A 25,159-nucleotide genomic window follows, 5' to 3' on the forward strand; every position below is an offset into this window, starting at 1 on the left:
AAATCAGAAAGGTATGTGAGATGAGCAAGATTGAAGAAATCACCCGTGAATCGTGGATCCTCAGCACCTTCCCCGAGTGGGGCACCTGGCTGAATGAAGAGATTGAGCAGGAAGAGGTGAAACCGAATACCTTCGCCATGTGGTGGCTGGGTTGCACCGGTATCTGGCTGAAGTCTGCCGGCAATACCAACATCTCCATCGACTTCTGGTGCGGCACGGGCAAGCGAACCCATGGCAATCCCTACATGAACAAGCAGCACCAGATGATGCGGATGGGGGGCGTGCGCAAGCTGCAACCCAACCTGAGAACCTCACCTTTCGTGCTCGATCCGTTCGGGATTAAAGATATCGATGCAGTGCTCGCTACCCACGATCATGCCGACCATATCGACGTCAATGTGGCGGCTGCCGTGCTGCAAAACTGTGGGGAGCATGTGAAGTTCATCGGCCCGAAAGCCTGTGTCGACCTCTGGTTGCGCTGGGGAGTGCCTGCCGAGCGTTGCGTGGTAGCCCGCGTAGGTGACGAGATCCCGGTGGGCGATATCGTGATCCAGGTACTCGATGCCTTTGACCGTACCGCGCTGGTCACCCTGCCGGCGGGGGTCTCCTCCACCGACAAGAGCATTCTGGATGGCATGGATGATCGGGCAGTGAACTATCTGGTCAAGACATCCGGGGGCAACCTCTACCACTCGGGTGATTCTCACTACTCCAACTACTACGCCAAGCATGGCAATGACTACCAGATCGATGTGGCGCTGCTCTCTTATGGCGAGAACCCCCGCGGCGTGACCGACAAGATGACCTCATCAGACATCTTGCGGGCCGGGGAGTCCCTCAACACCAAGGTGGTGATCCCGTTCCACCACGATATCTGGGCCAACTTCCAAAGCGATCCCCGCGAGATCGAAGTGCTCTGGAACATGAAAAAAGATCGCCTCGGCTATCGCTTCAGCCCCTTCTTCTGGCAAGTCGGTGGCAAATACACCTTCCCGACCGACCAGAGCAAGCTGCACTACCAGCACCCGCGCGGGTTCGATGACATCTTCATCGATGAGCCGGAGCTGCCTTACAAATCCTTCCTGTAAGCACGCCCTGTCAGACGTCGGGTAATACGAGGGATGGTGATGGAGATGGGCCAGCAAAGCTGTCATCTCAATCACCCCCTCTATTACCCCCACCTCACCGGATAACAAGAAGATCAGACGATGCGCTATCACGCCCTGGCCCTCGATCTCGATGGCACCACCCTGACCAGTGCTCACACCATCATGCCGGCCGTCAAAGAGGCCATCATGAGGATCAAGGAGCAGACCACCGTCATGCTGGTCACCGGCAGACACCACACAGCCGCCCACCCCTATCACCACGAACTGGGGCTGACCACTCCCATCATCTGCTGCAACGGCACCTACGTTTACGACTACGACCGGCGCGTAGTGCTGGCAGAGAACGCCATTCCCCATCAGCTGGCACAGCGATTTATCGCGCTGGCAAGGGAGTACCGGCTCAACCTCGTCATGTATGTCACTGACCGCATGGTCTACTCCGCTCATCAGCCGGTGCGCTACGTGGCGGCCCTGCAGCAGTGGGCCAGCGGCTTTGCGCCGCCGATCCAGCCGCAGGTAGCCAGCGTTGACTCGTTTGAAGAGGAGCTGGCCAACAGCAGCCATGTCTGGAAGTTCGTGGCCGAGGGAGAGATCGCCGCCATTCAGGCCTTCTCACATCACCCCTGGGTACGCGAACACTTCAGTGGCGAGCAGTCATGGGCCAATCGGGTCGATTTTGCCCGCCGCGGCAACAGCAAGGGAGCGCGACTGCAGGATTATCTGGACCAGCAAGGGATCAGCCCGGCTCGACTGGTCGCCATCGGCGACAACCACAACGACACCTCCATGCTCTGCCTCGCGGGGATGGGCATCGCCATGGCCAATGCCGAGCCGGAGATCAAGCAGATGGCCAACCGGGTCACCAGCGAGAGCAATGACGAGGGCGGGATCCTCGAGGTATTGAACCGCTATTTCCCTATCTGACTGCAGGAGCTTGTATGCACCACTTTGACCATGCCTTACGCCTCGGCCTTTATGAAAAAGCGATGCCCTCCGCGCTGGAGTGGCAAGAGAAAATTCTGTCGGCCAAGGAGCTTGGCTTTGATTTCATCGAGATATCCATTGATGAATCAGATGAAAAACTACAACGGCTCGACTGGTCAGATAGCGAAATCTATCAGCTCAGACGCTTGTGCGAGCAGCACAGCTTGCCGTTGCACTCCATGTGCCTGAGCGCCCATCGCCGCTTTCCGTTTGGTTCGCAGGATCCGGCCATCCGCGCGCAGGCGGCCATCATCATGGAAAAAGCGATCGATCTGGCGTACAAGCTCGGCATTCGCTGCATCCAGCTGGCGGGCTACGACGTCTATTACGAACCGCAAAGCGACGAGACCCACCGCCACTTCATCGACGGGATGAAGGAGGCAGCCAAAATGGCGGAACGGGCAGGCATCATGCTGGGTGTGGAGATCATGGATACCCCCTATCTCAACTCCCTCAGCAAATTCGAGGTGCTGAAAAAGCAGATCCCCTCACCCTACTTCATGGCCTACCCGGATGTCGGCAATATCACCGGCTGGAACTATGACACCTGCACCGAGCTGCAATTGAGTGCAGACCATATCGTGCAGATCCACCTCAAAGACACCCGCAAGGTAACGGCCAGTTGCAGCGGGCAGTTCCGTGATCTGGTCATTGGCGAAGGAGAGGTCGACTTTGCCGCCATTTTCCATACTCTGGCAAAAATCGGTTACAACGGCCCCCTAGTGCTGGAGATGTGGGCCAAGGATGAAGAGTGGGCCAGCAACCTGAAAACGGCCAAGGCTCGACTGGCCGAACACGTGCGGCAAGCCGGTCTGACGATCGCCTGAGCGCCCATTATCAGAAGAGTTAACAAGGTTGCTGTCATCGACACCTATGCGCGATATAATCACCACCCAATCAGATTCAATCATCATCAGGCATGATATGACAGAAGCACATCGCCATAACGCCATTTTGGAACTGCTCAATCAGAAACGTCATCTGTCGGTCAACAGCATAATGCAAGCCTTTGATATTTCTCCGGCCACTGCGCGCCGCGATATCAACAAGCTCAATGACTCCGGCAAGCTGCGCAAGGTGCGTAACGGGGCCGAAGCCCTGATGCAGGCCAGAAAGGCCCACTGGTCTCCTCTCGACAGCAATGAAAGCCTCAATCACAGCGAAAAGGTGCGCATCGCCCAGGCAGCAGCAGCCCTGATCAAACCGGGGGAAAGCGCGGTCATCAACTGTGGCTCCACCGCCTTCGTGCTGGGTCAGGAGATCTGCGGACAGGATGTTCAGGTCATCACCAACTACTTCCCGCTCGCCAACTACCTGATCGAGAATGACCATGACGGTGTGGTGATCATCGGCGGTCAATACAACAAGTCGCAATCCATCACCCTGGCACCGCAGGACGAGATCTCCTCCCTCTATGCCGGGCACTGGATGTTTACCAGCGGCAAAGGTGTCACCGCAGATGGTCTCTACAAGATGGATATGCTGACCGCCATGGCGGAGCAGAAGATGCTCAACCACGTCGGCCGACTGGTGGTGCTGGCTGACAGCAGCAAGGTGGGACAACGGGCAGGCATGCTGTTTTGCGCCGCCAGCAAGATCGACATTCTGATCACCGGCAAGGATGCGGATAAAGAGGTTATCGAGCAGATCAAAGCCAAAAATGTGCAGGTCATTCTGGTCTAGGACATAAAGTGCCAAGGCGCTTTGTCGGCGCCTTCATTCAAGGCCATTTTCGGCCAGAAACCGCAGATACAAAAAAGCCCAAGCGGGTGACCGCTTGGGCTTTCTCTTTGAATATGGCGGAGGAGGTGGGATTTGAACCCACGGATGGTCGCCCATCGCCGGTTTTCAAGACCGGTGCATTCAGCCGCTCTGCCACCCCTCCGAACGGCGAGCATACTACGTCAAGCGCTTGTTCATATGCAATACATATTTCCTGTGGGATAGTGTGCGGGAGCAAAATGGCAGGTGGCTTGAAATTGTTCCTCGTCATCCCTATTTGTTCTTCATAGAATGCTTAGGCTTTAAGTGATGACGAGACGGCCGCTCGCCGCCTCAACAGGACACCAAGAGGACACCCAAGATGGATACCCGTTCTATCTACACCGGCACCCAGAGTGCCGCACGCGATACCAACAAGGTGCTGCGTAACACCTATATGCTGCTCTCCCTCACCCTCGGCTTCTCTGCCGTGGTGGCGGGCATCGCGACCGTGATGAACATGCCGCCGCTGCACTGGGCCATCTTCCTCATCGGCGTATACGGTCTGATGTTCCTGACCGAGAAGAACCGCAACAACAGCATGGGCCTGGTATTCACCTTCGCCCTGACCGGTCTGCTGGGCTATAGCCTGGGCCCCATCATCAACATGTACATGAACAATGGTGGTGGCGAGATCGTGATGACCGCCCTTGGCGGCACCGCACTCACCTTTTTCGGTCTGTCGGCCTATGCCCTGACTACCAAGCGTGACCTCTCTTTCATCGGCGGCATGCTGTTCGTCGGTTTCTGGGTACTGCTGGTGGCCATGATTGCCAACATCTTCCTGCAGATGAGCGCCCTGAGCCTGGCTCTGTCCGCCATGTTCATGCTCTTCTCCTCCGGGGCCATCCTGCTGACTACCCAGCAGATCGTGCGCGGCGGCGAGACCAACTACATCTCCGCCACCGTCACCCTGTATGTCTCCATCTACAACATTTTCCTGAGCCTGCTGAGCCTGCTTGGCGGCAACCGCAACTAATCAAAAACCCCGCTTCGGCGGGGTTTTTATTGGCTCCTGTTTCTGTCAGGATAAGTTGCAAATCAAGGATATGATGCGAAGCGGCCCTGATCCAAATCAGGGCCGCTTCTCGCTTGGCGGGGTAACATCCTGCCCTCGTTTCGTTCAAGGGTTGTTCCTGTTTCATGCCGATGGATCTCTCTGGCCTGCTGCGCCGACTGCTGACCGATAGTCACATCTACTTCGCCCTCAAGGTGCTGCTGGCCATTCTCGGTCTGCTCGCCTTCACCCTGGCCACCGGCAATATCCAGCTCACCGTGCTGCTCTCTCTCGGGGTAGTGGCGGGCGCCATCGCCGAAACCGACGACAGCCTGTGGGGACGCCTTAAAAACCTCGCCATGACGCTCATCTGCTTCATGTTTGCGTCCCTGTGCGTGCAGTATCTCTACCCCACCCCCTGGCTGTTTGCCATCGGGCTCGCCAGCTCCACCTTTATCTTCGTGATGGTGGGGGCGCTCGGCGCCCGCTATGCCACCATCAGCTTCGGCTCGCTGCTCATCGCCATCTACACCATGCTGGGCGCCGCCAAGGCGCCGGATCTCTTCTACCAGCCGCTGGCCCTCGGCGCTGGCGCCCTCTGGTACGGGCTGGTCTCTTTCATCTGGCTCTGGCTGCTGCCCTACAAGACTCTGCACGAGCAGCTGGCCCAGAGCTACTTCGCCCTTGGTCGCTACCTGCTGGAAAAGTCCCGCTTCTTCCCGGCAGACGAGCATGGCGCCCAGGCCATTCGCCACAATCTGGCCCAGCTCAACATCAATCTGGTGAACGCGCTGACCCTCACCAAGTCGGCCCTCAACGCCCGTCTGAGCCGCCGCCATCCGGCCAGCCCCGAGCTTGCCAGCCTGCTGCGCCTCTACCTGCTGGCACTGGAAATTCACGAGCGCGCCACCTCCAGCCACTACCCCTACAGCCGGCTGGAAGCAGAGCTCAAGCAGGGCATCGTACTGGAAGGATTTCAGGAGGTGTTCCTGCAACTCTCCGAGGCGTGCCAGCGGCTCGGTTACGCCATTCTGGTGCACAAGCCCTATGCCCATAACAAGCGCATCCACTGGACGCTGGAAGCCCTCGGCGATCAGCTGGAGTTCACCAATCTCAAGCAGCACTACCCGAAAACCCTGCTGACGCCGATGAAGTTCCTGCGCCGCAATCTGGCCAGCATCAACCAGCTGCTGGGCAACGCCGAAGTGCTGCAAAACCCCGAGCAGCCAGAGCAGGAGCTGCCCGCGCTGGCGCGGCCGCCCCGCCTGCCGCTGCTGACCCAGCTCAAGCAGCACCTCACCTTGCACTCCATGGTGTTTCGCCACGCGCTGCGCCTCTCCTTGGGGCTGGTGATCGGCTACGGCATACTGCAAGCCTTTGATCTGGAAAAGGGCTACTGGATTTTGCTGACCGTGTTGTTTGTCTGCCAGCCCAGCTACAGCGCCACCCGCCGCCGACTGGTGCAGCGGATGCTCGGCACCTTCGCCGGTATTCTGGTGGGCATTCCGGTGCTCTGGCTCTTCCCCGAGCTGCACGTTCAGCTGGTGGTGATGGGGCTGGCCGCCTTCCTGTTTTTCACCCAGGTGCGCAACAACTACAGCGCCGCGGTCTGCTTTATCACCCTCTACGTGCTGATGGCGTTCAACCTGCTCGATGGCATCGGCTTTGCCATTCTCGGGCCACGGCTGCTCGATACCCTGCTCGGCTGCCTGATCTCTTACGGGCTGGTAGCCTGGCTCTGGCCGGACTGGCAGTACAAGCGGCTGCCGACCCTTATCGCCAATTCGCTCTCGGCCAACGCCCGCTACCTCTCGGCAGTGCTGGCAAGCCTCAAGCAGCAGCGGGACGAGTCCATCGACTATCGGGTGGCGCGCAAGAGCGCCCATCTGGCGGACAGCGAGCTGGCCACCGCCTGGCAGAGCATGCTGGTGGAGCCGCAAAAGCGCCGCCGCTTCCTCGATCTCTGTTTTACCCTCACCTGGCGCAACCACGCCCTGCTCTCCTACATCTCGGCGCTGGGGGCCCATCGCGACAAGCTGGAGGCCATCAGCGGGCTGGATGAGGTGCGCCACCACATCTGCCACACCCTGGAGCAGGCCGCTGGCCATCTGGCGGGCAACCCCTCCAGTTCCATCGGTGGTCAGTGTCCGGTGATAAGTCCAGACAGCAGCGAGGAGCAGCTGATGCTGACCCAGCAGCTCAACCTGATCAGCGAGCTGGCGGATCAGCTGCTGCATCTGGCCAACGAGAGCCGGTTGCTCACCGGGGATCAAGGCGCTACCATGCCCGCCCAATCCTGATAGCCCCATTAGCGAGGAGCCCTCATGTCTGCGTCCGAAAAACATCAGCTGGAATTCAACGGCCAACTCATCGAGACCGATGCCAAGGGCTATCTGCTCAACAGCAACGACTGGAGCGAGGAGCTGGCGCTGGTGCTGGCCGCGCAGGAGGGGATCGAGCTGGAGGAGCCGCACTGGGAAGTGGTGCGCTTTGTGCGCGCCTTCTATCTGGAGTTCAACACCTCCCCCGCCATCCGCGCGCTGGTCAAGGCGATGGAGAAGCAGTACGGCCCCGAGAAGGGCAACAGCCGCTACCTCTACAAGCTGTTCCCGGAAGGGCCTGCCAAGCAGGCAACCAAGATTGGCGGCCTGCCCAAACCGGTGAAGTGCATCTGATCCCATGCATCTCATCCCATAACAACGGGGGGCCGCAACTGCGGCCCCCCGTTGTTTTTGGTGCGCTATCTTCGCGCACCTCGTCTTCATATCCCTCAGGCTTCCAGCCAGCCTTAAATCCGCTTATCAGCCAGCGCCACCAACAGCTCCGCCAGCCGATGACCGTGCAGGTAGGAGGCGATCAGCTCACTATCGGCACGGCCCAACTCAATCTGTTGATACCAGTGCTCCAGCATGGCGGCAAAGCCGCGCTGGGCCAGCACCGGCTGCCAGTCGCTGGGGGCCAGCATCTGCGCTGCCTTGTCGCGGGCGATGCTGCCGCGGGTGCAGTTCTCAAGGTGCAGGGAGAGGTTATCGCCGTAGGCATCGATGCGCTCCTCGGTGATCCCCACGCTGCGGTTCATGCTGCCGCTGATGGCGCGATCGCCGCTCTGCCAGCTGACGCTCACCCCGGCCAACAGGCTCTTGTCCTGCGCATCCGGTCGCAATACCGCGTGAAAGTCGCCGTCCGGCGTGCCGCCATAGAAGCAGAGGCTGTCGAGCACATGGATAAAGTCGTCGAACATAAAATCCCGCGCCTTGCCCGGCAGGGCGAAGCGGTGTTTCTGCCAGTTCAGCTCGGTGAGCGGCTGAGCCCGCGCCTCGGCCATGGCGGGCAGATAGCGGCGGTTGAAACCGGTAAAGAGGGGGCAATCTTGCTCGATGGCGAGGTTGGCCAGCGCCTCGGCCTCGGCCAGATTGTCGCACAGCGGCTTGTCGACAAAGGTGGGGATCCCTGCCCGCAGGCACTGCTCGGCCAGCTCGCGGTGAACGGCGGTGGCGGCGTGGATCATCACGGCGTCGGGGCGGCTGGCCAGCATGGCCACCACATCGGTAAAGTACTCGGCGACCCGATACTGGCGGGCCAGCTTTTCCAGCACCGCTGGATTACGGGTGCAGAGCAGCGGGGTGACCCGCTCATCGCTGGCAAACAGCGGCAGATAGGCTTTTTGGGCGATATCCCCCAGACCAATCATGGCAATGCGCATCTCAACTCCTTTTCACTCGATAACGAGACAAGCGGATAACAGCCCGCACCATCGCAGGATTTACCCCGCAGATCCAGCCTGCCGTTAGCGCACGGGCTGGTGTGTGCAGCACTCTGCAAACGGCAACGTTATCCGGGCATGGCTGGAGTGCAGACCGACTTGATCACCTCGGCCAGCCACTCGATGGCGAGATTGCCCTGACTTTTGCGGTGTCTGCCGACCACCACCTCGAACTGCTGCGGCGCCCCAGCCAGCTCCAGCACGCGAAAATCCCCGAGGGCGGCGATGGCCGACGGAATGCAGGCCGCCACGTCATTGACCGACATAAAGGCTTGCAGCGAGGTGTAACAGGGGAGCGTCGCCACCGCCGCGCTGGCGACCTGCTGCGGGCTCATCTGCCCTTCGAAATTGCCGACGCTGTTGGCGAACTGCACAAAGGGGATGGCTGCCATATCCTGCGGAGCGTTGTCCGGAAGATATCGGGAGTCGCGGCGCAGCACGCAGCAGTAGTGATCCCGGCGCAGGGTGGCGCGCAGCAACCCCGGGTCGAGATAGGCATCAAAGCCAATCACCAGATCGACCTCGCCGCTGGCCAGCGCCTCCAGATGCTGCTCGGCCTGAAAGTCCACCACATCGAGCCGGATGGAGGACGCCTGAGTGCGCAGGGCGCTCGCCAGCCTTGGGATAATGGCGAGTTGGGCATACTCGTTGGCCATCACCCTGAAGGTACGCTCGCTGCTGGCGGGATCGAAGGGGGTTGCCACAAAGACCCCGTCGATATCGGCCAGGATCTGCTCGAACCTGGCGGCCAGCTCGCAGGCGTAATCGGTCGGCTGCAACCCGGCGCTCTGGCGGATAAAGAGCTCGGCGGGAAAGAGGTCGCGCAGCTTTTTCAGATGGCTGCTCACCCCCTGCTGGGAGATCTCCAGCAGCTCGGCCACCCGCGACACACTCTTGTATCTCACCAGCAGCACCAGCACCCGCATCTGCCTGATATCGATCCTCTCCACTCTCACCTCACCAATTTAAGTTGTATCACATACAAATCACCCATGATTTACATTGTATCAGTGGCTCTCTAACCTTGCAGCTCTTCCAGCAAAGCGAGGTTAACGATGAAAACTGTCATTCTGATTGGGGCTCAGGGGAAAATGGGGCAAGCCGCCCTCAGTGGTCTGGGCAAGCACAAAGTGATTACCGCCAGCCGCTCCGGCGAGGGGTGTGATTTTCAGGTGGATATCACCAGCCGAGAGTCTATCGAGCGGCTCTACCAAAACGTGGGCTCCTTCGATGCAGTGGTCAATACCGCAGGATTTTGCGAATACGCCCCCTTTGGCGAGATGAGCGACGAGCAGTGGCAAACCACCATCCAGAGCAAGCTGATGGGGCAGATCAATCTGGTCAATATCGGCCTCAACTACATCAATCAGGGGGGCTCCTTCACCCTGATCTCCGGCATCCTCAATATCAAGCCGATCCCGCTGGCCATTGCCGATGCCACCACCAGCGGCGCCATCGATACCTTTGTCCAGTGCGTGGCCCACGAGCTGCCACGCGGTATCCGCATCAATGTGGTCAACCCGACCGTGCTGGAAGAGGCGTGGGATGTATATGGCGAGATGATGCCGGGCTTCCAGCCGGTGCCGGGCGCTTTGGTCGGCAAGGCGTTTGAGCGCTCCGTCGATGGCTTTATTAGCGGTCAGGTGCTCTATGTCGATGCCTGATCCGGTTCAGGTGTGACCCCAATGCCTTTGCAATACCTTGTCGATGTTTTTCCTCTTCCCCGAAAGCGCCAGCTCTCGGGGCTTTTTGTATGGCGGGGGGCAGAACAGCAGCAGAACGGGTTTCGTATTGAACCCATTTTGGCTAACATGCCGCACTTCACGAAGCGATAAGGGCAAGGACGCGATGAGCAACGAGACACTGCAATCCCTCTTTCACTACAAACGCTGGGCCGATGACGAGCTGCTGGATGCCATCGCCACGCTCGATGCGCAGCAATATGGCGAGGCCCACCACACCTGCCTCAGGATCTTCAACCATATCCATGTGGTCGATGCCATCTTCAAGGCCAATCTGCTGGGGGAACGCCACGGCTTTACCGCCACCAATACCCCGGAGACGCCGACCCTCACCGCCCTGCACAGCGCAGTGACCGAGCTGGATAACTGGCTGGTGGATTACGTCGCGGCTCTGGGCCCGCAAGAGGGAGCAACCCCGCTCTCGTTTCGCTTTGTCGATGGTGACAAGGGGCAGATGAGCCGCGACGAAATGCTGCTCCATCTGGTGACTCATGGCGGCTATCACAGGGGCGCCATCGGGCGGATTCTGGTGCAGTGCGGCATCACGCCGCCGCGCGATACCCTGACCACCTTTCTGCATCGCAGCGAGCCGCAGCGGCGCAACCGCTGATCCCGACACCGGTTGCCACCACAGCTCACAGGTTTATGGAGATAGAAAAAAGGAAGGGAGTCGAGACTTCCTTCCTTTTGGCTTGCGCAGCGGCCTGTGACTCAGTTGATCTTGCCCATTTCGACGGCAAAGCTGGTCGCCAGCTGGGCAAACTTGAGAGCGTGGCCAGCCGAGGGATCCGAGTTTTGCAACGTATCCTGCGCCGTGTGGATCCTGGGGTTGTATTCACTAAAGCGTGACTCGAACGGCATGGCGGCGGGGTAGCCCTGATTGTGCCAGGAGGCGTGATCCGAGCAACCATAGCCACAGCTGTCATAGCCATAGCTGACTTGCGGCAGATAGGCATCGATCAGCTGGGTGAGATAGCCGGTCAGCCCCTTGTCGGTGTAGTCGGTCATAAAGACGATGTCGTTCGCCGAGCCCTTGTAGTTGGTCATGTCCAGCTGGAGCGCGGCCAATACTTTGGTGTTGGCTGCCTTGTAGCGGCTGGCGATATCCTTGGAGCCTCGCAAGCCCACCTCCTCTGCCGCATAGCCGATAAATTGCAGGGTGCGCTCCGGCTGGCGGCCCTGTTCGGCGATGACCCGCAACACCTCGGTCAGGGTGGCGATGCCGGAGGCATCATCATCGGCGCCGGGGGCCAGCGTCTTGCTGTTGGGGGCCGAGCCTGCGGTGGAATCGAGATGGCCACCGAGCACCACCACCTCGTCCGGATAGCGGCTCCCCTTGAGGGTCAGCACCACGGACTGTTGCGGGTAGCCGCTATGTTTGACCCGGCTGACGCTGGCCCATGGCAGGGTGCTGCCGAGGCTCTGCCACTGGCTGGCCACCCAGTCGGCGGACTGCGTGCCGGTGGGGGTGGTGTAGTAGCGGTTGCGCCAGCCGGACAGCTTGCTGATGGTGCTGGCGATATTGCCTTGATCCAGATGGGGCAGCAGCCGGTTGACACTGGCCCCCTGGGTCAACGGCGGGGCGCTGAACAGGTTTTGGCTAAGGGGCTGGGCCATGCTCTGCAGCGCATCGGCCAGGGTCGTGTGCACCACATAGCCACCGCAGCGCTGGTGCCCTTCGTGCATCAGGTGCGAGAGGGAGCCAAGCTCGCTTGCCTCAATCTGGGCCAGCTGGACGGGCGCCCCGCTGGCACTGAACAGGGGTGAGAGCTTGGCATTGACCTGCTTGAGTTCAACCCCGCTATCGGCCCCAATGGTGATCCACACGGGCGTCCCCGCCTGAACGGCAAGGGGGATCAGGGGGAGCAAAAGGGCTGCAGTCATCGCTTTCATGTCGGATCCTTCCGGTTATGGTTAACAGTAAACAGGCTTAATGGGTCTCATAAGAAGACCAAGCTAGTCTAGTCACCCATTGCCGTTAAATCGACCACTTCCTGCACCAAATGGCACCACCTGATGTAAAGCGCGCCAGCCGGGGGTTTTATCTCTAGCGGGCCTCCTGCTTTTCCCTCCCCGCCCCTGTTGCCCTGCCCGTACCGCCCCTTGATTGTTCCGCCTGCGCAACAGCTGCTCGCTGATTCGTTGCACCAGTAAAACAATTTAAGGGTGCCAGCATCCGGCCATAGCCGCAGGATGGCCAGCAGCCAGCGCCCGATCACTATCCGGTTGGCGGCAAGGCCGCAGAGCAAGAAGAGTTTGATAGAGGTCAAAAAACGAGACGTTTCTGATAGTTACATCACTTTAAGGCTCGCCTAAGCAGTTTCGTTTGGCTTACCATGGCCATCCAGAACCTGTTGAACTGCGATGGGTTACTGCCAGCGCGGGTCAAGGGAGCATATTGGAAGCTGTAATCCACGGGCGGTAGCATGGGATTTGGCTGCACTACACCTTGTTAAGAAACATAAGTGTCCCTGATTCTTCCTTATGCCTTTAATCCAAGATGAGCAAGTCAAATTAACAATAAATAAGGAAGTCTATGGGTTTAGCTGAAGCCTTAGTTGATATTCCACAATCTGAAAGAGGCGGAGAAATTGCTCAGCGCGGTTTTGATTATCAAGCTTGCTGGGCTTTATCTGAGATGCTGGAATATGAGCTAAATGGTAAAAATTATGTTTTTATTTTTGAGTATCACGATGATGTCCTTATTCTTGATGATCACTCAACCCCCCAAAATTTGACATTTGCACAAGTAAAAACAAATGAAAATCACTGGACAGCATCGTCACTGAGCAATAGCACCAGCAAAAAACCTATATCTATTATTGGAAAACTATTTGTTCATTACAAAAATTTTATTGAGTATTCACCGAAACTTTTGTTTGTTACAAACGCATCATTAAATTTATGTGGTAGTAATGGTGGAAAATCTTCTTTTAGGGCTAATGAAATAAAGAATGAATACCAGATAAAATTTAAAAAAGCAATAAAGAACCAGGTTAAGCTCGATGATTCATGTATTGACCTTTCAGTAATGAAGTTTATTCAGTCATCATTGAGCCTAGATGATCACATTATCCATCTCAAAGGTAAACTATGTGACTTCATTAGTAGGAAGTATGGTGATAGCTCTATTCTTAATATTAATGCGCTAGCATCATTACTGGATCAGGAATGTCGTAAAAAATCTAAGGTTAAGTCAGCAGATATAATTGACTTTTCAGATTTAATCGCAAGAAAAGGATTTTCATCTCAAGATTTCAACTCTGTTCTAGAAGAGTTGAATGCTATTAATAAAACTATACCTACTTGGGAAATGGCAAGGCAGGTATTTCATGACCTTCATAAGACTTCAATACAGCTCATTCTATTACAAGCAAACTTCTCACAGATTTGCATAGAAATAAACCAAGATGTAAATAATCCGACACGCACTTATCAAAAGTATGCCATTGCATTTTACGACGAATCAAAAATCAATTTAAATCTAGAAAAATATATACTTACAACCATAAACAATATTGATGCACGTTGCCCTGACTACAAATTGGCTTTAACATCAGGAAAAAAAGAATGCATCGTTGTTTATTCCATAATTCAGAAGTTGCTAGAAGGGAATAAGACATGAGACACATCTACTTTAAAAGTGCCCATATATTATCCCTTCGAGATAAAAAAGGCTTCTCTTATGAATTCTCACCCGATATAAATATTATTACTGGAGAGAATGACACAGGGAAGTCCAGTTTTATAAAGAATCTATATTATACATTAGGAGCCGATATTCGCTTAGATCAGAAGTGGAAGAAAGATAGCTTTGTTTCAAAGGTTGTCATTTGCGTAAAAAATCGAGACTATGCATTTATTCGTCACGGAAAACGTATTTCCATATTTGATATTACTGATGACAATGAACATCTCTTAGTGACTTCTAATTCTCGTACAGAGATCGCTTTGACCGTACGAGATATATTTGACTTTAATTTAGAGCTGGTTTTAAAGGATGCCTTGGTTCAAGGGCAAGCACACCCAGCAAGCCTTTATCTTCCGTTCTATATTGATCAGGATGACGGATGGGCGACAGTATTAGATTCATTTAGTAGCTTGAAGATGTACAAAGACTGGCAGAAAAACATCCTTAATTTTCATACTGGGATTAAGCCAAAGGAATATTATAGGCTTCAAGGTAAAATTAGTTTAATAGATATTGACCTTAAAGAAGCACGAGCAACATTAAAAGCTCTAGAAACTGCTAAGAAGCGCTTCGAAGATTCATTCGGAAGAGTACTATTTGATATTGATATTGAATATTATGAAATGTTATTGGAACGATTTCTGAGTAAGTGCCAGCATTTACATCAGGAAGAAACAGAGTACAGAATTAAACTCATAAAAGCTCTATCTCAACGAGATGAATTAGTAGCAGAGATAGACTCATCCAAAAGACAGCTTGATGACAGTAATATAGATTTTTTATCTCCGTCTGCAAGCTTAGAAGCCAAGTATGCCATCCTTGCAAACAGAGAAAATCTGTTGCAAATCATCCCTGAGTTGTATGATCAAAAATCATTATATGATGATCAAATTTCTAAAATAAAAGAAGACTTGAGAAACGCTCAAAAATTAAGCTCAGAACTTAAATGTATGCTTCAAGAAGTTAAAGAGCAACTGACACTTCAAGATGTTATAAAATCTCAAGCAAGTAAACAGGTTGAGTCAACATTCGATGAACAGATCGATGAACTACTAAGAAAAATTGGAGAACTAGATCAATCCAGAACTAAATTATCAGAGCGTTTAGCAGAGTTCGATGATAAAAAACGCACCCGTGAAATTAATGAAATATTTAAAGAGTCATTGATTTTTGCACAAACCGAACTAGGTATAAAAGACCCAAAAGTTGGAACTATTCTCCAATACGGTTCTATATCAAAAAGCGAAACTGGTAGCCGTGCTCCAAGAGCAATATTAGCTTATCATTATGCTCTTCTTAAAACGATAGAAGCTAAATCAACAAACCCGATGCTCCCAGTTATAATTGACTCACCTAAACAACAGGATCCTGATCCGCATACTACAAAAAAATTATTTGACTTATGTATTAATGGCCTATCTACTAACAATCAGCTTATTATCGGTTCTGTTTCTTTCGAAAGAGAAACTAATGCATTTAAAACACTTACAATGACTGAAAAATACAGCTTATTAAAAGCACATTTATACAGCGATGTTTATCAGCAAATCATGCCGTTATACCAAAAAGCATCTTTGTCTTAATCAGATTGCTTAGACAGCACAGCCTGTAAAAAGGCGACCATCCGGTCGCCTTTTTATTTCTATCGCTCTGCTAATCAGCAAATATCACCGAGCCGGTCGCTTGGCACCATTTCCTTTGGCCGCAGGCTTGCCGCCCTGAGCGGCGGGTTTGGCAGAGCCGGCACGGGTCGGCGCCTTGCCCTTATGGGCGGGTTTGCCGGTCGGTTTGCCCTTACCTGCACTCTTACCAGCACTATGACCTGCGCCTTGTCCGGCGGGCTTGCCGTTCCCCAGCTTGAGCTCGGAACCCAGCGGCTTGCCATTGCCCTTGCCGCTCTTGTTGGCGCTGCTGTTGGCGTGCTGGCCGTTGCTCTGGCCCGCCCCCTTGTTGCCTGCGCCGTTGCCACGCTGATGGGCAATGTTACTGTGGCGAGTCAGGGCCGGTTTCAGCCCCTTGCCAGTGGCGGCGCGCTCATTGCGCCGCTCATTCCTACCTTCTGCCGGCACCAGACAGCCCGGGCCGTTGCCAATCAGGTGGCCCTTGCCCATGGCGAGCAGGGCTTCGCGGATCATCGGCCAGCCAGCGGGGTCGTGATAGCGCAGCAGCGCCTTGTGCAGGCGGCGACGGCGCTCGCCCTTGGCGACAAACACATCGCCCCCTTCGCGGCTCACCTTGTTTAACGGGTTTTTCTCCGTGTAATACATGGTGGTGGCGTTGGCGAGGGGCGACGGGTAGAAGTTCTGCACCTGATCGAGCTTGAAGCGGTTCTCTTTGACCCAGAGCGCCAGATTGACCATGTCTTCATCTGTGGTGCCCGGGTGGGCGGAGATGAAGTAGGGGATCAGGTACTGCTGCTTGCCCGCCTCTTTGGAGTATTTGTCGAACAGCTCCTTGAACTGGTAGTAGCTGCCCATGCCCGGCTTCATCATCTTGGAGAGCGGCCCCTCCTCGGTGTGTTCCGGCGCGATCTTGAGGTAGCCGCCGACGTGGTACTTGGCCAGCTCCTTGATATAGCGGGGATCTTCGACCGCGATGTCGTAACGCACGCCGGAGGCGATGAGGATCTTCTTGATCCCCTTGAGGTCGCGCGCCTTGCGATAGAGGTTGATGGTCGGGCTGTGGTCGGTGTCCATGTGCGGGCAGATGGTGGGCCAGACACAGGAGGCGCGACGGCAGGTCTGCTCGGCCTTGGGGCTCTTGCAGCGCAGCTTGTACATGTTGGCGGTGGGGCCGCCGAGATCCGAGATGACGCCGGTAAAGCCCGGCACCTTGTCGCGGATATCTTCGATTTCTTTGAGGATCGACTCTTCCGAGCGGCTCTGGATGATGCGCCCTTCGTGCTCGGTGATGGAGCAGAAGGAGCAGCCGCCAAAGCAGCCGCGCATGATGTTGACCGAGGTCTTGATCATGTCGAAGGCCGGGATCTTCTCCTTGCCATAGGCGGGGTGCGGCACCCGCTGGTAGGGCAGGCCGAATACGCCGTCCATCTCCTCGGTTTCCAGCGGGAAAGCGGGCGGGTTGACCCAGACGATGCGATCGCCATGAGCCTGCGCCAGGGCGCGGGCACAGCCGGGGTTGGTCTCGTGGTGCAGAATGCGCGAGGCGTGGGCGTAGAGCACCTTGTCCTCTTTGACCCGCTCATAGGCGGGCAGCTTGACGTAGGTCAGCTCCCACGGCTTGGGCTTGGCCGGTTGCACCAGCACGGGCTTGGCCTCTTGCGCGGCGGGTGCCGCTTCGCTGGCGTCATCCGCGCAGGGCGCCCCTTCCATATAGGGGTTGGGGATGGGATCGATGCGGCCAATCTGGTCGAGTTTGCTCGAATCCACCCCTTTCCAGCCCGGCAGCGGCTCCTTGCGGATAACGGCGGTGCCGCGAATATCCTGCATGGTGTCGATGGTCTCCCCCGCTGCGATGCGGTGAGCCACTTCCACCAGCGGCCGCTCGGCGTTGCCGTAGATGAGGATATCGGCCTTGGCATCGAGCAGGATGGAGCGGCGGATGGTCTCGGACCAGTAGTCGTAGTGGGCGATACGGCGCAACGACGCCTCAATGCCGCCGATGACCACCGGCACCTCTTTGAAGGCTTCTTTACAGCGCTGGGTATAAACCAGAGTCGCGCGATCCGGCCGCTTGCCGCCCACATCCCCCGGGGTGTAGGCGTCGTCGTGGCGCAGCTTTTTGTCGGAGGTATAGCGGTTGATCATGGAGTCCATGTTGCCCGCGGTCACCCCGAAGAAGAGGTTCGGTTTGCCCAGACGCATAAAGTCATCCTTCGATGACCAGTCCGGCTGGGCGATGATGCCGACCCGAAAGCCCTGCGCCTCCAGCATGCGGCCGATGACCGCCATGCCGAAGCTCGGGTGATCCACATAGGCATCCCCTGTCACCAGAATGACGTCGCAGCTGTCCCAACCCAGCTTGTCCATCTCTTTGCGGGACATGGGCAGGAAGGGCGCCGTGCCGTAGCACTCGGCCCAATAGCGGGGATAGGAGAAAAGGTTGGTAACCGGCTGCATTTTAACCACCTGGAACAATTCGGGTCGCGCATTATACCGGTTGCGGCCAAGGGGGGCGATGGCTTTTTGCCCCCATAGTTCGCACGGGATAAGGGCTTGTTCCTCAATTCAGCTAGCCACTCTGCCTGCGATCAGCCAAAAGCAAGGGCGCCCGCAGGCGCCCTTGTTGGCAACAATCACCCTGACGACGGCTGTCAGTGGGCCGGGGTCTGTTCGTCCCCCTCCCCTTTGGCGGTCAATTTGGCGGCCAGCGCTTCGTCCACCTGCTGATCCCGCTGCCCGGTCATGCCGGCGTGGCGGGCAATCAGGTGGTAGGTGGCGGGCACCACCAGCAGGGTAACCAGGGTCGCCAGCGACAGACCGAAGAAGACCACTGTACCGACCGCCATCCGGCTCTCGTAGCCCGCCCCCATGGAGAGCATCAGCGGCACCGCACCGATAATGGCGGTGAGCGAGGTCATCAGGATCGGCCGCAGGCGGCGCACCGAGCCTGCGATGATCGCCTCCTCGAACCCTTCCCCGCGCTGGCGCAGCTGGTTGATGAACTCGACGATGAGGATGCCATTCTTGGTCACCATGCCGATCAGCATGATCATGCCGATCTGGCTGTAGATGCTCATCTCCTGCCCCGTCAGCCAGAGGCCGAGCAGGCCGCCGAAGATGCCGAGCGGCACCGTCATCATCACCACGGTCGGAGTGAGGGTGCTCTCGAACTGGGCCACCAGCACCAGATAGACCACCAGCAGGGCGAGGCCAAAGACCATCGCCATCTCCCCCTGATTGTCGCGGTAATCCTTGGAGTCACCGGCGTAATCGACCGTCATGCCGCTCGGCAGATGCTCGTTGGCCCAACCATCGAGGAAGTCGAGCGCCTCGCCCAGAGTGTGATCCGGTGCCACGTCGGCGGTCAGGGTCACCGCCTTCTGGCGCTGGTAGTGGTTGAGCCGATTGGCGGTCGCCACCTGCTTGACCGTCGCCAGGGTCGAGAGGCTCACCATCTCGCCATTGGCTGCCTTCAGGTAGATGCGGCCGAGATCGGAGATGCCGTTGAACTCCTTCTGGTTGGCGCGCAGGTAGACGTCATACTCCTCGCCCCTGTCCACATAGGTGGTCTTGCTCACCCCGCCCAGCATCGCCTGCAAAGTGCTGGCAACGGTGGAGACCGGAATGCCGAGCTGGCTGGCGCTGTCGCGCGAGACGGTCACTTGCAGCTCCGGGGTCTTCTCGGCGTAGTCGAGATCCGGGCTTATCATCAGACCGCTGGCCTGCGCCGCTTTTTGCAGCTCCAGCCCCTGCTGGTAGAGCTCGGCATAGTCGTTGCCCTGCAGCACGAACTGCACCGCGGCGGTGGAGCCGCCCCGGAAGCCCGGCTGGAAGGTGCGGATCATCACGTCGGGAATATCGGCGAGCTTGGCCCCGAGCGAGCGGGAGAACTGGGTGGCGGTGATGTCGCGCTCGGCCCAGTCGGTGAGCTGGATGATCACCATGCCGGTCTGATCGCCGCCACGGCCAAAGGCGGGGGTACTGAAGCTCATCGCCTTGACTACCCCCTTGCCCAGCATCGGCATGATGGCGGACTCCACCTGCTGCATGTTGCGCTTCATCCGCTCGATACTGGTCCCCTCCGCCCCCTTGACGAAGACGAAGACCACGCCGCGATCCTCGGTCGGGGTGAGGCTGCTCGGCAGCTGGGTAAAGAGGGCGCCGATACCGGCGAGACAAAGCAGCAGCGCCAGCGGCGTCCAGCGCGAGCGGCGCAGCAGCCCCAGCAACAGGCGGCGATAGTGCCCTTCCACCCAGCCAAGGCCGCGATCGAGGGCTGCCGTCAGCCGGTTCGGTTTATCCAGCGGGCGCATCAGCCAGGAGCCCATGGCCGGCGTGAGGGTCAGCGCCACCAGCGAGGAGCAGAGCACCGCCAGCGAAAGCAGAATCGCAAACTCGGTAAAGAGCCGACCCACCATGCCATCCATAAAGGCGATGGGGATAAAGACCATCACCAGCACCGCAGTGGTGGCGATGACCGCAAAGCCCACCTCGCGGGTGCCGTGCCAGGCCGCCAGCAGGGGGGGCTCACCCCGTTGCAGATGGTGGTGAATGTTCTCCACCACCACGATGGCGTCATCCACCACCAGACCGATGGCGAGAATAAGGGCCAGCAGGGTGATGAGGTTAATGGAAAAGCCGAGATACCAGGCGCCGATAAAGGCAGAGATAAGGGAGACCGGCACCGTGATGGCCGGAATAAGAGTGGTGCGCCCCTGGCCGAGGAACAGATAGAGCACCGCCACGACCAGCACGGCGCAGATGGCCAGGGTTTCATATACCTCGTCGATGGCCTGCTTGATAAAGATGGTGGAGTCGTAATCGACCTCCAGCTTGGCCCCCTCCGGCAGGAAGCGCTGCATCTCCACCAGCTTCTTCTCCACCCCCTGCGCTACCGCCAGCGGGTTGGCGGTGGACTGGGCGACGATGCCGATACCCAGACTCTCGCGGCCATTGCGCTGGTAGGCGCTGTCTTCGTTCTTGGCCCCCACCTCCACATCGGCGATATCGGAGAGATAGACGCTCTGGCCGTTGGCGGCGGTGCGCACTTGCAACTGCTGGAAATCTTCAGCTGTGTGGTAGAGCCGGGCAATCTGCACCGACATGGTCATGGAGTTGTTGCGGATCTCGCCGCCCGGCAGCTCGATGTTCTCGCGCTTGAGGGCATCCTGCACATCCGCCACCGTCACACCGCGCGCCGCCATGTCAGCCGGGCGCAGCCGCACATACATCACCTGGGTGAGATCGCCGGAGAGCTCCACTTCGCTCACCCCGTCCACCAGACTCAGGGGGTCTACCAGCACCCGGTTGGCGTAGTCGGTCATGGCGGTGCGATCCATCTGGCTGCTGCTGAAGTTGAGCCAGACCGCCACATCGCCGCTGCCGCTATCCTTGGTCACCAGCGGATCGTCGGCATCCTCCGGCAGCTTGCTCTTGGCACGGGTCAGGGCATCGCGCACATCGGAGACCCCCTCCACCATGTTCCAGCCGAGCTTGAACTCCACCGTGATCATCGAGCGCCCCTTGCGGGTCACCGAGTTGATGTTCTTGATGCCGCTGATGCCGGAGAGCTGATCCTCGATGGGTTTGGTGACCTGACTCTCCATCACCGCCGGGGCCGCCCCCTCATAGGTGGTGGTGATGGTGACCGACGGGGTCTGCACATCGGGCATCTCCCGCACCGTCAACTTGCTGAAGGCGACCAGACCGAACACGGTGAGCAGGGCGCTGAGCACCACCGCCACCAGCGGGCGGCGTACTGAGATATCGGAGAGCCACATCAGCCGTTTACCTCCGCCAGATCGTGGACTTTGGCGCCATCACGCAGATTGACCAGCCCCTCGACCACGATGCGATCGCCGACTTTCAGCCCCTCGGTGACCCAGACGGTCTCCCCTTCGGTCTCGCCGAGCACCACCGGCACCCGCTTGACCCGGCCATCGGCCTCGAGGCGATAGACGAAGCGCTGCTCGCCGGCATACTCCACCGACTGAGCAGGAATAAGGGTGAGCTGGCGGGAGGGGAGCGAGAGCTCGACGTTGAGCAGCATGCCCGGGCGCAGCTGGCCGTTGTGATTGGGCAACTCGACCCGCGCCTTGATGTTCTGGGTCTCGTTGGAGATGCGGCTGTCGAGGGTGGTGAGGGTACCGTTGAAGTGCTGATCCGGCCAGGCAGCGCTGGTGGCGGTGACCGCCATGCCGGGGCGCAGCAGGGCGAGGTAGCGCTCCGGCACCGCCAGATCGAGGCGCAGGGTGTCGATATCGTCGAGGTGCAGCAGGGTATCGCCGCTATTGACCAGCGCCCCTTCGCTCAGATCAATCAGGCTGACGGTACCGGCAAACGGCGCCTGCAAGTTGCGCAGGGAGAGCTCGTAGCGGGCGGCATCGACGCGCGCCTGCACCTGATCGACGGTGGCCTCCTGCCCCTCCAGCACCGACTGGGTGACGGCGCCACGGGCGACCAGCTTGCGCATCTCGTTAAGCTTGCGGTGCTCGTCGCGCAGGCTGGCGCTCTGCTCGGCCAGCTCGGCGCGCTGCTTGCCGTTGTCGAGGGCGATCAGGGTCTCCCCTTTGGCAACGCCCTGCCCGGACTTCACGGCGATATTGATGATGCGGCCGGTCACCTCGGGACTGATGACGACGGAGCGGTTGGCTTCCAGCTTGCCCACCAGCTTGAGGGTTGGCTCGGCCAGACTCTGCTTGACGGTCTGGGTGCGAATATTGATCTCGCGGGTCGGGACCTTGGCTGCCGGTTGAAAGTGACCCACCGCCCACCAGATGGCAGCCACCAGAGAGAGCAGGCCGAGGCCCAGCCAGATACGCATTTTCATCGAGCAATCCATGAAGAGTTGAGAGAGGGAAATCTGATTGGGGGCCATTTTAGCCCCAGACTATGCCGTGACTATGTATAAATGTGACAAAACGTAACAGGAGTGGCGCAAGATCACTGCAATCAAGCCTTTTCGATCCCTTTTTCAGCAGAGTCGCATACACTAGCGACAGTTTTCTTCGCAATATAGCCAAATCGCCTATGCCAAATGTGTCTGACCGACGTTTCCTCTCACGCCTGACCTGGCTGCTGTTTGCCTCCGTCATCCTGCTGGTTGGTCTGACCCTGCGGCAAAGTCTGAAACAGATAGAGGATCTCTATCTTAGCGATACGGCCAACAGCGCCATTCGCCTGCGCGATCAGTTCAAGCAGACCGAGATCTTCCTCGAGGCGATGCGCGGTCAGGCCGAAGAGCGACTGCGCAGCGATCCCCAGTCGGTACTGACCCGCCAGCTCTATCGCCATCTCGAACAGCTGCCGGAGGGACTGGCACTCGATCGCCCGCCAGCCGACCTGCCCGCGGGGCTGGTCGGCAACCTCACCGGGCTGGGGCCCCTGCCCCCCCGTGGCAGCGAGCGGGAGGCTCGCATTCATCTGGCCCTGAGTCTCTCGCCCCTGCTCTCCACCGCCAGCCAGCGCCTCGGCAAGGAGATCGCCTGGGTCTACTTCACCGGCGCAGACAACTTTGTCTACCTCTACCCCTGGCGCCCCTCCAGCCAGTACCGTTTTACCAATGCCATCTATGAGAAGTCCTACTGGCAGGATGCACAGGCGACCCCCAATCCGGGCCGCACCACCATTCTCTCGCGCCCCTATGAGGACTTTGCCGGCCTTGGCACCATGATCACCATGTCGCAACCCCTCTACAAAGGCTCGACACTGGTGGGGGTCATCAGCATGGATGTGCTGCTCTCGCGCCTGCACCAGCAGTTGCAGGCGCTCACCCCAAAGCTCGGTGGTTACCTGCTCATCAATCAGTACGATCAGGTGCTGGCCTGCAGCAACTCGGATCCCCATCCACAACAGCATCTGGCACCGGACGATCAGTACCGCTGGAATCAGGGGGGCTTTCAACTCACCCAGGCGCTGAGCGATACACCGCTGCGGCTGGTGCATCGCATCCCCCTGTTTGAGCTGCTCGTTGCGCTGATCTGCCAGTCGGCACCGACCCTGCTCGCCATCGCCTTCATGTTGCTGGCGGCCCTCTCCAGCCTGAGATCTCGCCGTCTCAACCTGCAGCTCAACTACCTCTCCTGCCATGATGCGCTCACCGGTGCCTTCAATCGGCACTATCTAAGCCAGCAGGAGCAGAGTGGCCAGCTGGCAAAACAGATGCCTGTCGGGGTGATCCTGTTCGATGCGGATCACTTCAAACGGGTCAACGACCGCTTCGGCCACGGAGTGGGTGATATCGTACTGATCCGGCTGGTGCAGATCTGTCAGGAGCAGATCGGCCCATCGGATTGCCTGATCCGCTGGGGTGGCGAGGAGTTTTTGCTGCTGGCCGCCCGCAGTGACGATGCTCGTCTCGCCGCGCTGGCCGAGCAGATCCGCATCGCGGTCGAGCATTATGACTGGCGCAGCATAGTGCCCGAGCTGGCCGTCACCATCAGCCTCGGTTACCACCCCCACGCAGACTCCATCCCGCTGCACGAGGCGATCCGCCGCGCCGATGTCGCCCTCTATCAGGCCAAAGGCAATGGCCGCAACCGCTCGGAAAGATGGCAGGGTGACGAGGCCCAGCTCACAGAGTAAGCTGGGCCCTCCACACTTTTCAGGAGTCACTTCGTGCCACGAAAACCCCGCGTAGGGCTCGCTCTGGGGAGCGGCGCCGCCAGAGGATGGGCCCATATCGGCGTCATCCGCGCTCTTGAACGACTCGGCATCAAGCCCGATCTCATCGCCGGCTGCTCCATCGGCAGTTTTGTCGGCGCCGCCTATGCCGCTGGCGAACTGGACAGACTGGAGAGCTGGGTGCGCGGCTTTACCCGCCTGCAGGTGGTGAGCCTGCTCGATCCGGCCCTCTCCGGCGGCCTCTTTCGCGGCGAAAAGGTGTTTGGCATTGCCGCCAACCATCTCGGGGATCCCGAGCTGGAGAGCCTGCCCATCCCCTTCGCCTGCGTGGCGACCGAACTCGATACCGGCCGCGAGATCTGGCTGCAACGGGGGCCGCTGCGCCAGTCGGTGCGCGCCTCCTGCGGCATGCCGGGGATCCTCACCCCGACCCGGGTCAACGACCGCTGGCTAGTCGATGGTGCCGTGGTCAATCCGGTGCCCATCTCGCTGGCGCGCGCCATGGGGGCCGAGGTGGTGATCGCCATCAACCTCAACACCGACATGCACCAACCCTGGACCGACGAGCCGGATCAATCCGGCGGCGGCCTGCTCAGCCAGTGGCTCAATCGCGGTGAAGCAACTCCGGCCACGCCCGGCATGTGGAGCGTGATGAGCGGCTCCATCAACATCATGCAGGAGCGGATCACCCGGGCGCGGATGGCAGGGGATCCCCCGGAAATCCAGCTCTGTCCGCGCCTTGGCAGCTTCTCCATCATGGACTTTCATCGCGCCAGCGATGCCATCGAGGAGGGTGAGGCCTGCGTCGAGCGCAACCTCGACCAGCTCAAGGATGAACTGGGTCGACTCGGGGTGATCTAGCCCGAAG

19 protein-coding genes and 1 tRNA gene are annotated in these 25,159 nt (G+C 58.1%); 13 read left to right on the plus strand and 7 right to left on the minus strand.

Annotated elements, in window-relative coordinates; translation table 11 throughout:
* Positions 1 to 20: 20 nt before the first annotated feature.
* The 4 genes from ulaG (at position 21) to ulaR (ending at position 3,776) form a co-directional block, all read left to right on the plus strand.
* Positions 21 to 1,088 (plus strand): L-ascorbate 6-phosphate lactonase, encoded by a 1,068-nt coding sequence (gene ulaG, locus AAHA39_RS05160; protein ID WP_021229099.1) that lies wholly within the window; start codon positions 21 to 23, stop codon positions 1,086 to 1,088.
* 120 nt (positions 1,089 to 1,208) lie between these two features.
* The gene (locus AAHA39_RS05165) at positions 1,209 to 2,033 is read left to right on the plus strand and encodes a Cof-type HAD-IIB family hydrolase (protein WP_320657184.1); all 825 of its coding nucleotides are present in this window, start codon (positions 1,209 to 1,211) and stop codon (positions 2,031 to 2,033) included.
* 14 nt (positions 2,034 to 2,047) lie between these two features.
* A complete protein-coding gene (locus tag AAHA39_RS05170; RefSeq protein WP_320657185.1) occupies positions 2,048 to 2,920 on the plus strand; it encodes an L-ribulose-5-phosphate 3-epimerase in 873 nt (290 codons plus the stop codon).
* 97 nt (positions 2,921 to 3,017) lie between these two features.
* The gene (gene ulaR, locus AAHA39_RS05175; protein ID WP_021229102.1) at positions 3,018 to 3,776 is read left to right on the plus strand and encodes an HTH-type transcriptional regulator UlaR; all 759 of its coding nucleotides are present in this window, start codon (positions 3,018 to 3,020) and stop codon (positions 3,774 to 3,776) included.
* A 114-nt stretch (positions 3,777 to 3,890) separates the two neighbouring features.
* Here ulaR and AAHA39_RS05180 read toward each other — a convergent pair.
* A tRNA-Ser gene (locus AAHA39_RS05180) sits at positions 3,891 to 3,978 on the minus strand.
* A gap of 198 nt (positions 3,979 to 4,176) precedes the next feature.
* Here AAHA39_RS05180 and AAHA39_RS05185 point away from each other — a divergent pair.
* The 3 genes from AAHA39_RS05185 (at position 4,177) to AAHA39_RS05195 (ending at position 7,526) form a co-directional block, all read left to right on the plus strand.
* Entirely contained in the window at positions 4,177 to 4,833 is a 657-nt protein-coding gene (locus AAHA39_RS05185; RefSeq protein ID WP_033113039.1) for a Bax inhibitor-1/YccA family protein, read from the plus strand.
* Between the two features lie 164 nt (positions 4,834 to 4,997).
* Positions 4,998 to 7,151, plus strand: a complete 2,154-nt coding sequence (gene yccS / locus AAHA39_RS05190) for a YccS family putative transporter (RefSeq protein WP_320657186.1) — start codon at positions 4,998 to 5,000, stop codon at positions 7,149 to 7,151.
* Positions 7,152 to 7,175: 24 nt separating this feature from the next.
* Positions 7,176 to 7,526, plus strand: a complete 351-nt coding sequence (locus tag AAHA39_RS05195) for a TusE/DsrC/DsvC family sulfur relay protein (protein ID WP_005347582.1) — start codon at positions 7,176 to 7,178, stop codon at positions 7,524 to 7,526.
* 113 nt (positions 7,527 to 7,639) lie between these two features.
* On the opposite strand, the gene AAHA39_RS05200 is transcribed toward AAHA39_RS05195, so the two are convergent.
* Complete coding sequence (locus AAHA39_RS05200) at positions 7,640 to 8,554, minus strand: Gfo/Idh/MocA family protein (protein WP_320657187.1); 915 nt, start codon at positions 8,552 to 8,554, stop codon at positions 7,640 to 7,642.
* Between the two features lie 128 nt (positions 8,555 to 8,682).
* Positions 8,683 to 9,564 (minus strand): LysR family transcriptional regulator, encoded by an 882-nt coding sequence (locus AAHA39_RS05205; RefSeq protein WP_320657188.1) that lies wholly within the window; start codon positions 9,562 to 9,564, stop codon positions 8,683 to 8,685.
* 105 nt (positions 9,565 to 9,669) lie between these two features.
* On the opposite strand from AAHA39_RS05205, the gene AAHA39_RS05210 reads away from it, so the two are divergent.
* Together AAHA39_RS05210 and AAHA39_RS05215 are read left to right on the plus strand one after the other, a co-directional pair.
* Complete coding sequence (locus AAHA39_RS05210; RefSeq protein WP_005347588.1) at positions 9,670 to 10,278, plus strand: short chain dehydrogenase; 609 nt, start codon at positions 9,670 to 9,672, stop codon at positions 10,276 to 10,278.
* Between the two features lie 184 nt (positions 10,279 to 10,462).
* Positions 10,463 to 10,966, plus strand: a complete 504-nt coding sequence (locus AAHA39_RS05215; RefSeq protein ID WP_320657189.1) for a DinB family protein — start codon at positions 10,463 to 10,465, stop codon at positions 10,964 to 10,966.
* Positions 10,967 to 11,067: 101 nt separating this feature from the next.
* Here AAHA39_RS05215 and AAHA39_RS05220 read toward each other — a convergent pair whose 3' ends face one another.
* Complete coding sequence (locus tag AAHA39_RS05220; RefSeq protein WP_320657190.1) at positions 11,068 to 12,249, minus strand: M28 family metallopeptidase; 1,182 nt, start codon at positions 12,247 to 12,249, stop codon at positions 11,068 to 11,070.
* A 643-nt stretch (positions 12,250 to 12,892) separates the two neighbouring features.
* On the opposite strand from AAHA39_RS05220, the gene AAHA39_RS05225 reads away from it, so the two are divergent.
* Positions 12,893 to 13,981: a DUF4297 domain-containing protein gene (locus AAHA39_RS05225; protein ID WP_320657191.1), complete on the plus strand. Its 1,089-nt coding sequence runs from the start codon at positions 12,893 to 12,895 to the stop codon at positions 13,979 to 13,981.
* Complete coding sequence (locus AAHA39_RS05230; RefSeq protein WP_342690003.1) at positions 13,978 to 15,630, plus strand: hypothetical protein; 1,653 nt, start codon at positions 13,978 to 13,980, stop codon at positions 15,628 to 15,630. The genes AAHA39_RS05225 and AAHA39_RS05230 overlap by 4 nt, the downstream gene beginning before the upstream one ends.
* A gap of 84 nt (positions 15,631 to 15,714) precedes the next feature.
* Here the strand turns inward: AAHA39_RS05230 and AAHA39_RS05235 are convergent, their stop codons facing one another.
* The 3 genes from AAHA39_RS05235 to AAHA39_RS05245 all read right to left on the minus strand — a co-directional run bounded on the left by AAHA39_RS05235 (position 15,715) and on the right by AAHA39_RS05245 (position 22,498).
* On the minus strand, positions 15,715 to 18,126 hold the full coding sequence (locus AAHA39_RS05235; RefSeq protein WP_320656628.1) for a YgiQ family radical SAM protein: 2,412 nt from the start codon (positions 18,124 to 18,126) through the stop codon (positions 15,715 to 15,717).
* A 194-nt stretch (positions 18,127 to 18,320) separates the two neighbouring features.
* The gene (locus tag AAHA39_RS05240) at positions 18,321 to 21,449 is read right to left on the minus strand and encodes an efflux RND transporter permease subunit (RefSeq protein ID WP_320656627.1); all 3,129 of its coding nucleotides are present in this window, start codon (positions 21,447 to 21,449) and stop codon (positions 18,321 to 18,323) included.
* Positions 21,449 to 22,498 (minus strand): efflux RND transporter periplasmic adaptor subunit, encoded by a 1,050-nt coding sequence (locus AAHA39_RS05245; protein ID WP_320656626.1) that lies wholly within the window; start codon positions 22,496 to 22,498, stop codon positions 21,449 to 21,451. The genes AAHA39_RS05240 and AAHA39_RS05245 overlap by 1 nt, the downstream gene beginning before the upstream one ends.
* 200 nt (positions 22,499 to 22,698) lie before the next feature.
* Between AAHA39_RS05245 and AAHA39_RS05250 the strand changes: the two genes are divergently transcribed.
* Both AAHA39_RS05250 and AAHA39_RS05255 read left to right on the plus strand, forming a co-directional pair.
* A complete protein-coding gene (locus AAHA39_RS05250) occupies positions 22,699 to 24,252 on the plus strand; it encodes a sensor domain-containing diguanylate cyclase (protein ID WP_320656625.1) in 1,554 nt (517 codons plus the stop codon).
* A 33-nt stretch (positions 24,253 to 24,285) separates the two neighbouring features.
* On the plus strand, positions 24,286 to 25,152 hold the full coding sequence (locus tag AAHA39_RS05255; RefSeq protein ID WP_033115730.1) for a patatin-like phospholipase family protein: 867 nt from the start codon (positions 24,286 to 24,288) through the stop codon (positions 25,150 to 25,152).
* Positions 25,153 to 25,159 lie beyond the last annotated feature (7 nt).

This window comes from Aeromonas sp. SE22, from assembly GCF_038739755.1.
In the GTDB taxonomy this organism is placed as follows: domain Bacteria; phylum Pseudomonadota; class Gammaproteobacteria; order Enterobacterales; family Aeromonadaceae; genus Aeromonas; species Aeromonas jandaei.

Bases quoted from the DNA above. Each gene is read 5' to 3' on its own strand.
- ulaG (WP_021229099.1), top strand. From the start codon at position 21: ATGAGCAAGATTGAAGAAATCACCCGTGAATCGTGGATCCTCAGCACC.
- AAHA39_RS05165 (WP_320657184.1), top strand. From the start codon at position 1,209: ATGCGCTATCACGCCCTGGCCCTCGATCTCGATGGCACCACCCTGACC.
- AAHA39_RS05170 (WP_320657185.1), top strand. From the start codon at position 2,048: ATGCACCACTTTGACCATGCCTTACGCCTCGGCCTTTATGAAAAAGCG.
- ulaR (WP_021229102.1), top strand. From the start codon at position 3,018: ATGACAGAAGCACATCGCCATAACGCCATTTTGGAACTGCTCAATCAG.
- AAHA39_RS05185 (WP_033113039.1), top strand. From the start codon at position 4,177: ATGGATACCCGTTCTATCTACACCGGCACCCAGAGTGCCGCACGCGAT.
- yccS (WP_320657186.1), top strand. From the start codon at position 4,998: ATGCCGATGGATCTCTCTGGCCTGCTGCGCCGACTGCTGACCGATAGT.
- AAHA39_RS05195 (WP_005347582.1), top strand. From the start codon at position 7,176: ATGTCTGCGTCCGAAAAACATCAGCTGGAATTCAACGGCCAACTCATC.
- AAHA39_RS05200 (WP_320657187.1), bottom strand. From the start codon at position 8,554: ATGCGCATTGCCATGATTGGTCTGGGGGATATCGCCCAAAAAGCCTAT.
- AAHA39_RS05210 (WP_005347588.1), top strand. From the start codon at position 9,670: ATGAAAACTGTCATTCTGATTGGGGCTCAGGGGAAAATGGGGCAAGCC.
- AAHA39_RS05215 (WP_320657189.1), top strand. From the start codon at position 10,463: ATGAGCAACGAGACACTGCAATCCCTCTTTCACTACAAACGCTGGGCC.
- AAHA39_RS05220 (WP_320657190.1), bottom strand. From the start codon at position 12,249: ATGAAAGCGATGACTGCAGCCCTTTTGCTCCCCCTGATCCCCCTTGCC.
- AAHA39_RS05225 (WP_320657191.1), top strand. From the start codon at position 12,893: ATGGGTTTAGCTGAAGCCTTAGTTGATATTCCACAATCTGAAAGAGGC.
- AAHA39_RS05230 (WP_342690003.1), top strand. From the start codon at position 13,978: ATGAGACACATCTACTTTAAAAGTGCCCATATATTATCCCTTCGAGAT.
- AAHA39_RS05235 (WP_320656628.1), bottom strand. From the start codon at position 18,126: ATGCAGCCGGTTACCAACCTTTTCTCCTATCCCCGCTATTGGGCCGAG.
- AAHA39_RS05240 (WP_320656627.1), bottom strand. From the start codon at position 21,449: ATGTGGCTCTCCGATATCTCAGTACGCCGCCCGCTGGTGGCGGTGGTG.
- AAHA39_RS05245 (WP_320656626.1), bottom strand. From the start codon at position 22,498: ATGAAAATGCGTATCTGGCTGGGCCTCGGCCTGCTCTCTCTGGTGGCT.
- AAHA39_RS05250 (WP_320656625.1), top strand. From the start codon at position 22,699: ATGCCAAATGTGTCTGACCGACGTTTCCTCTCACGCCTGACCTGGCTG.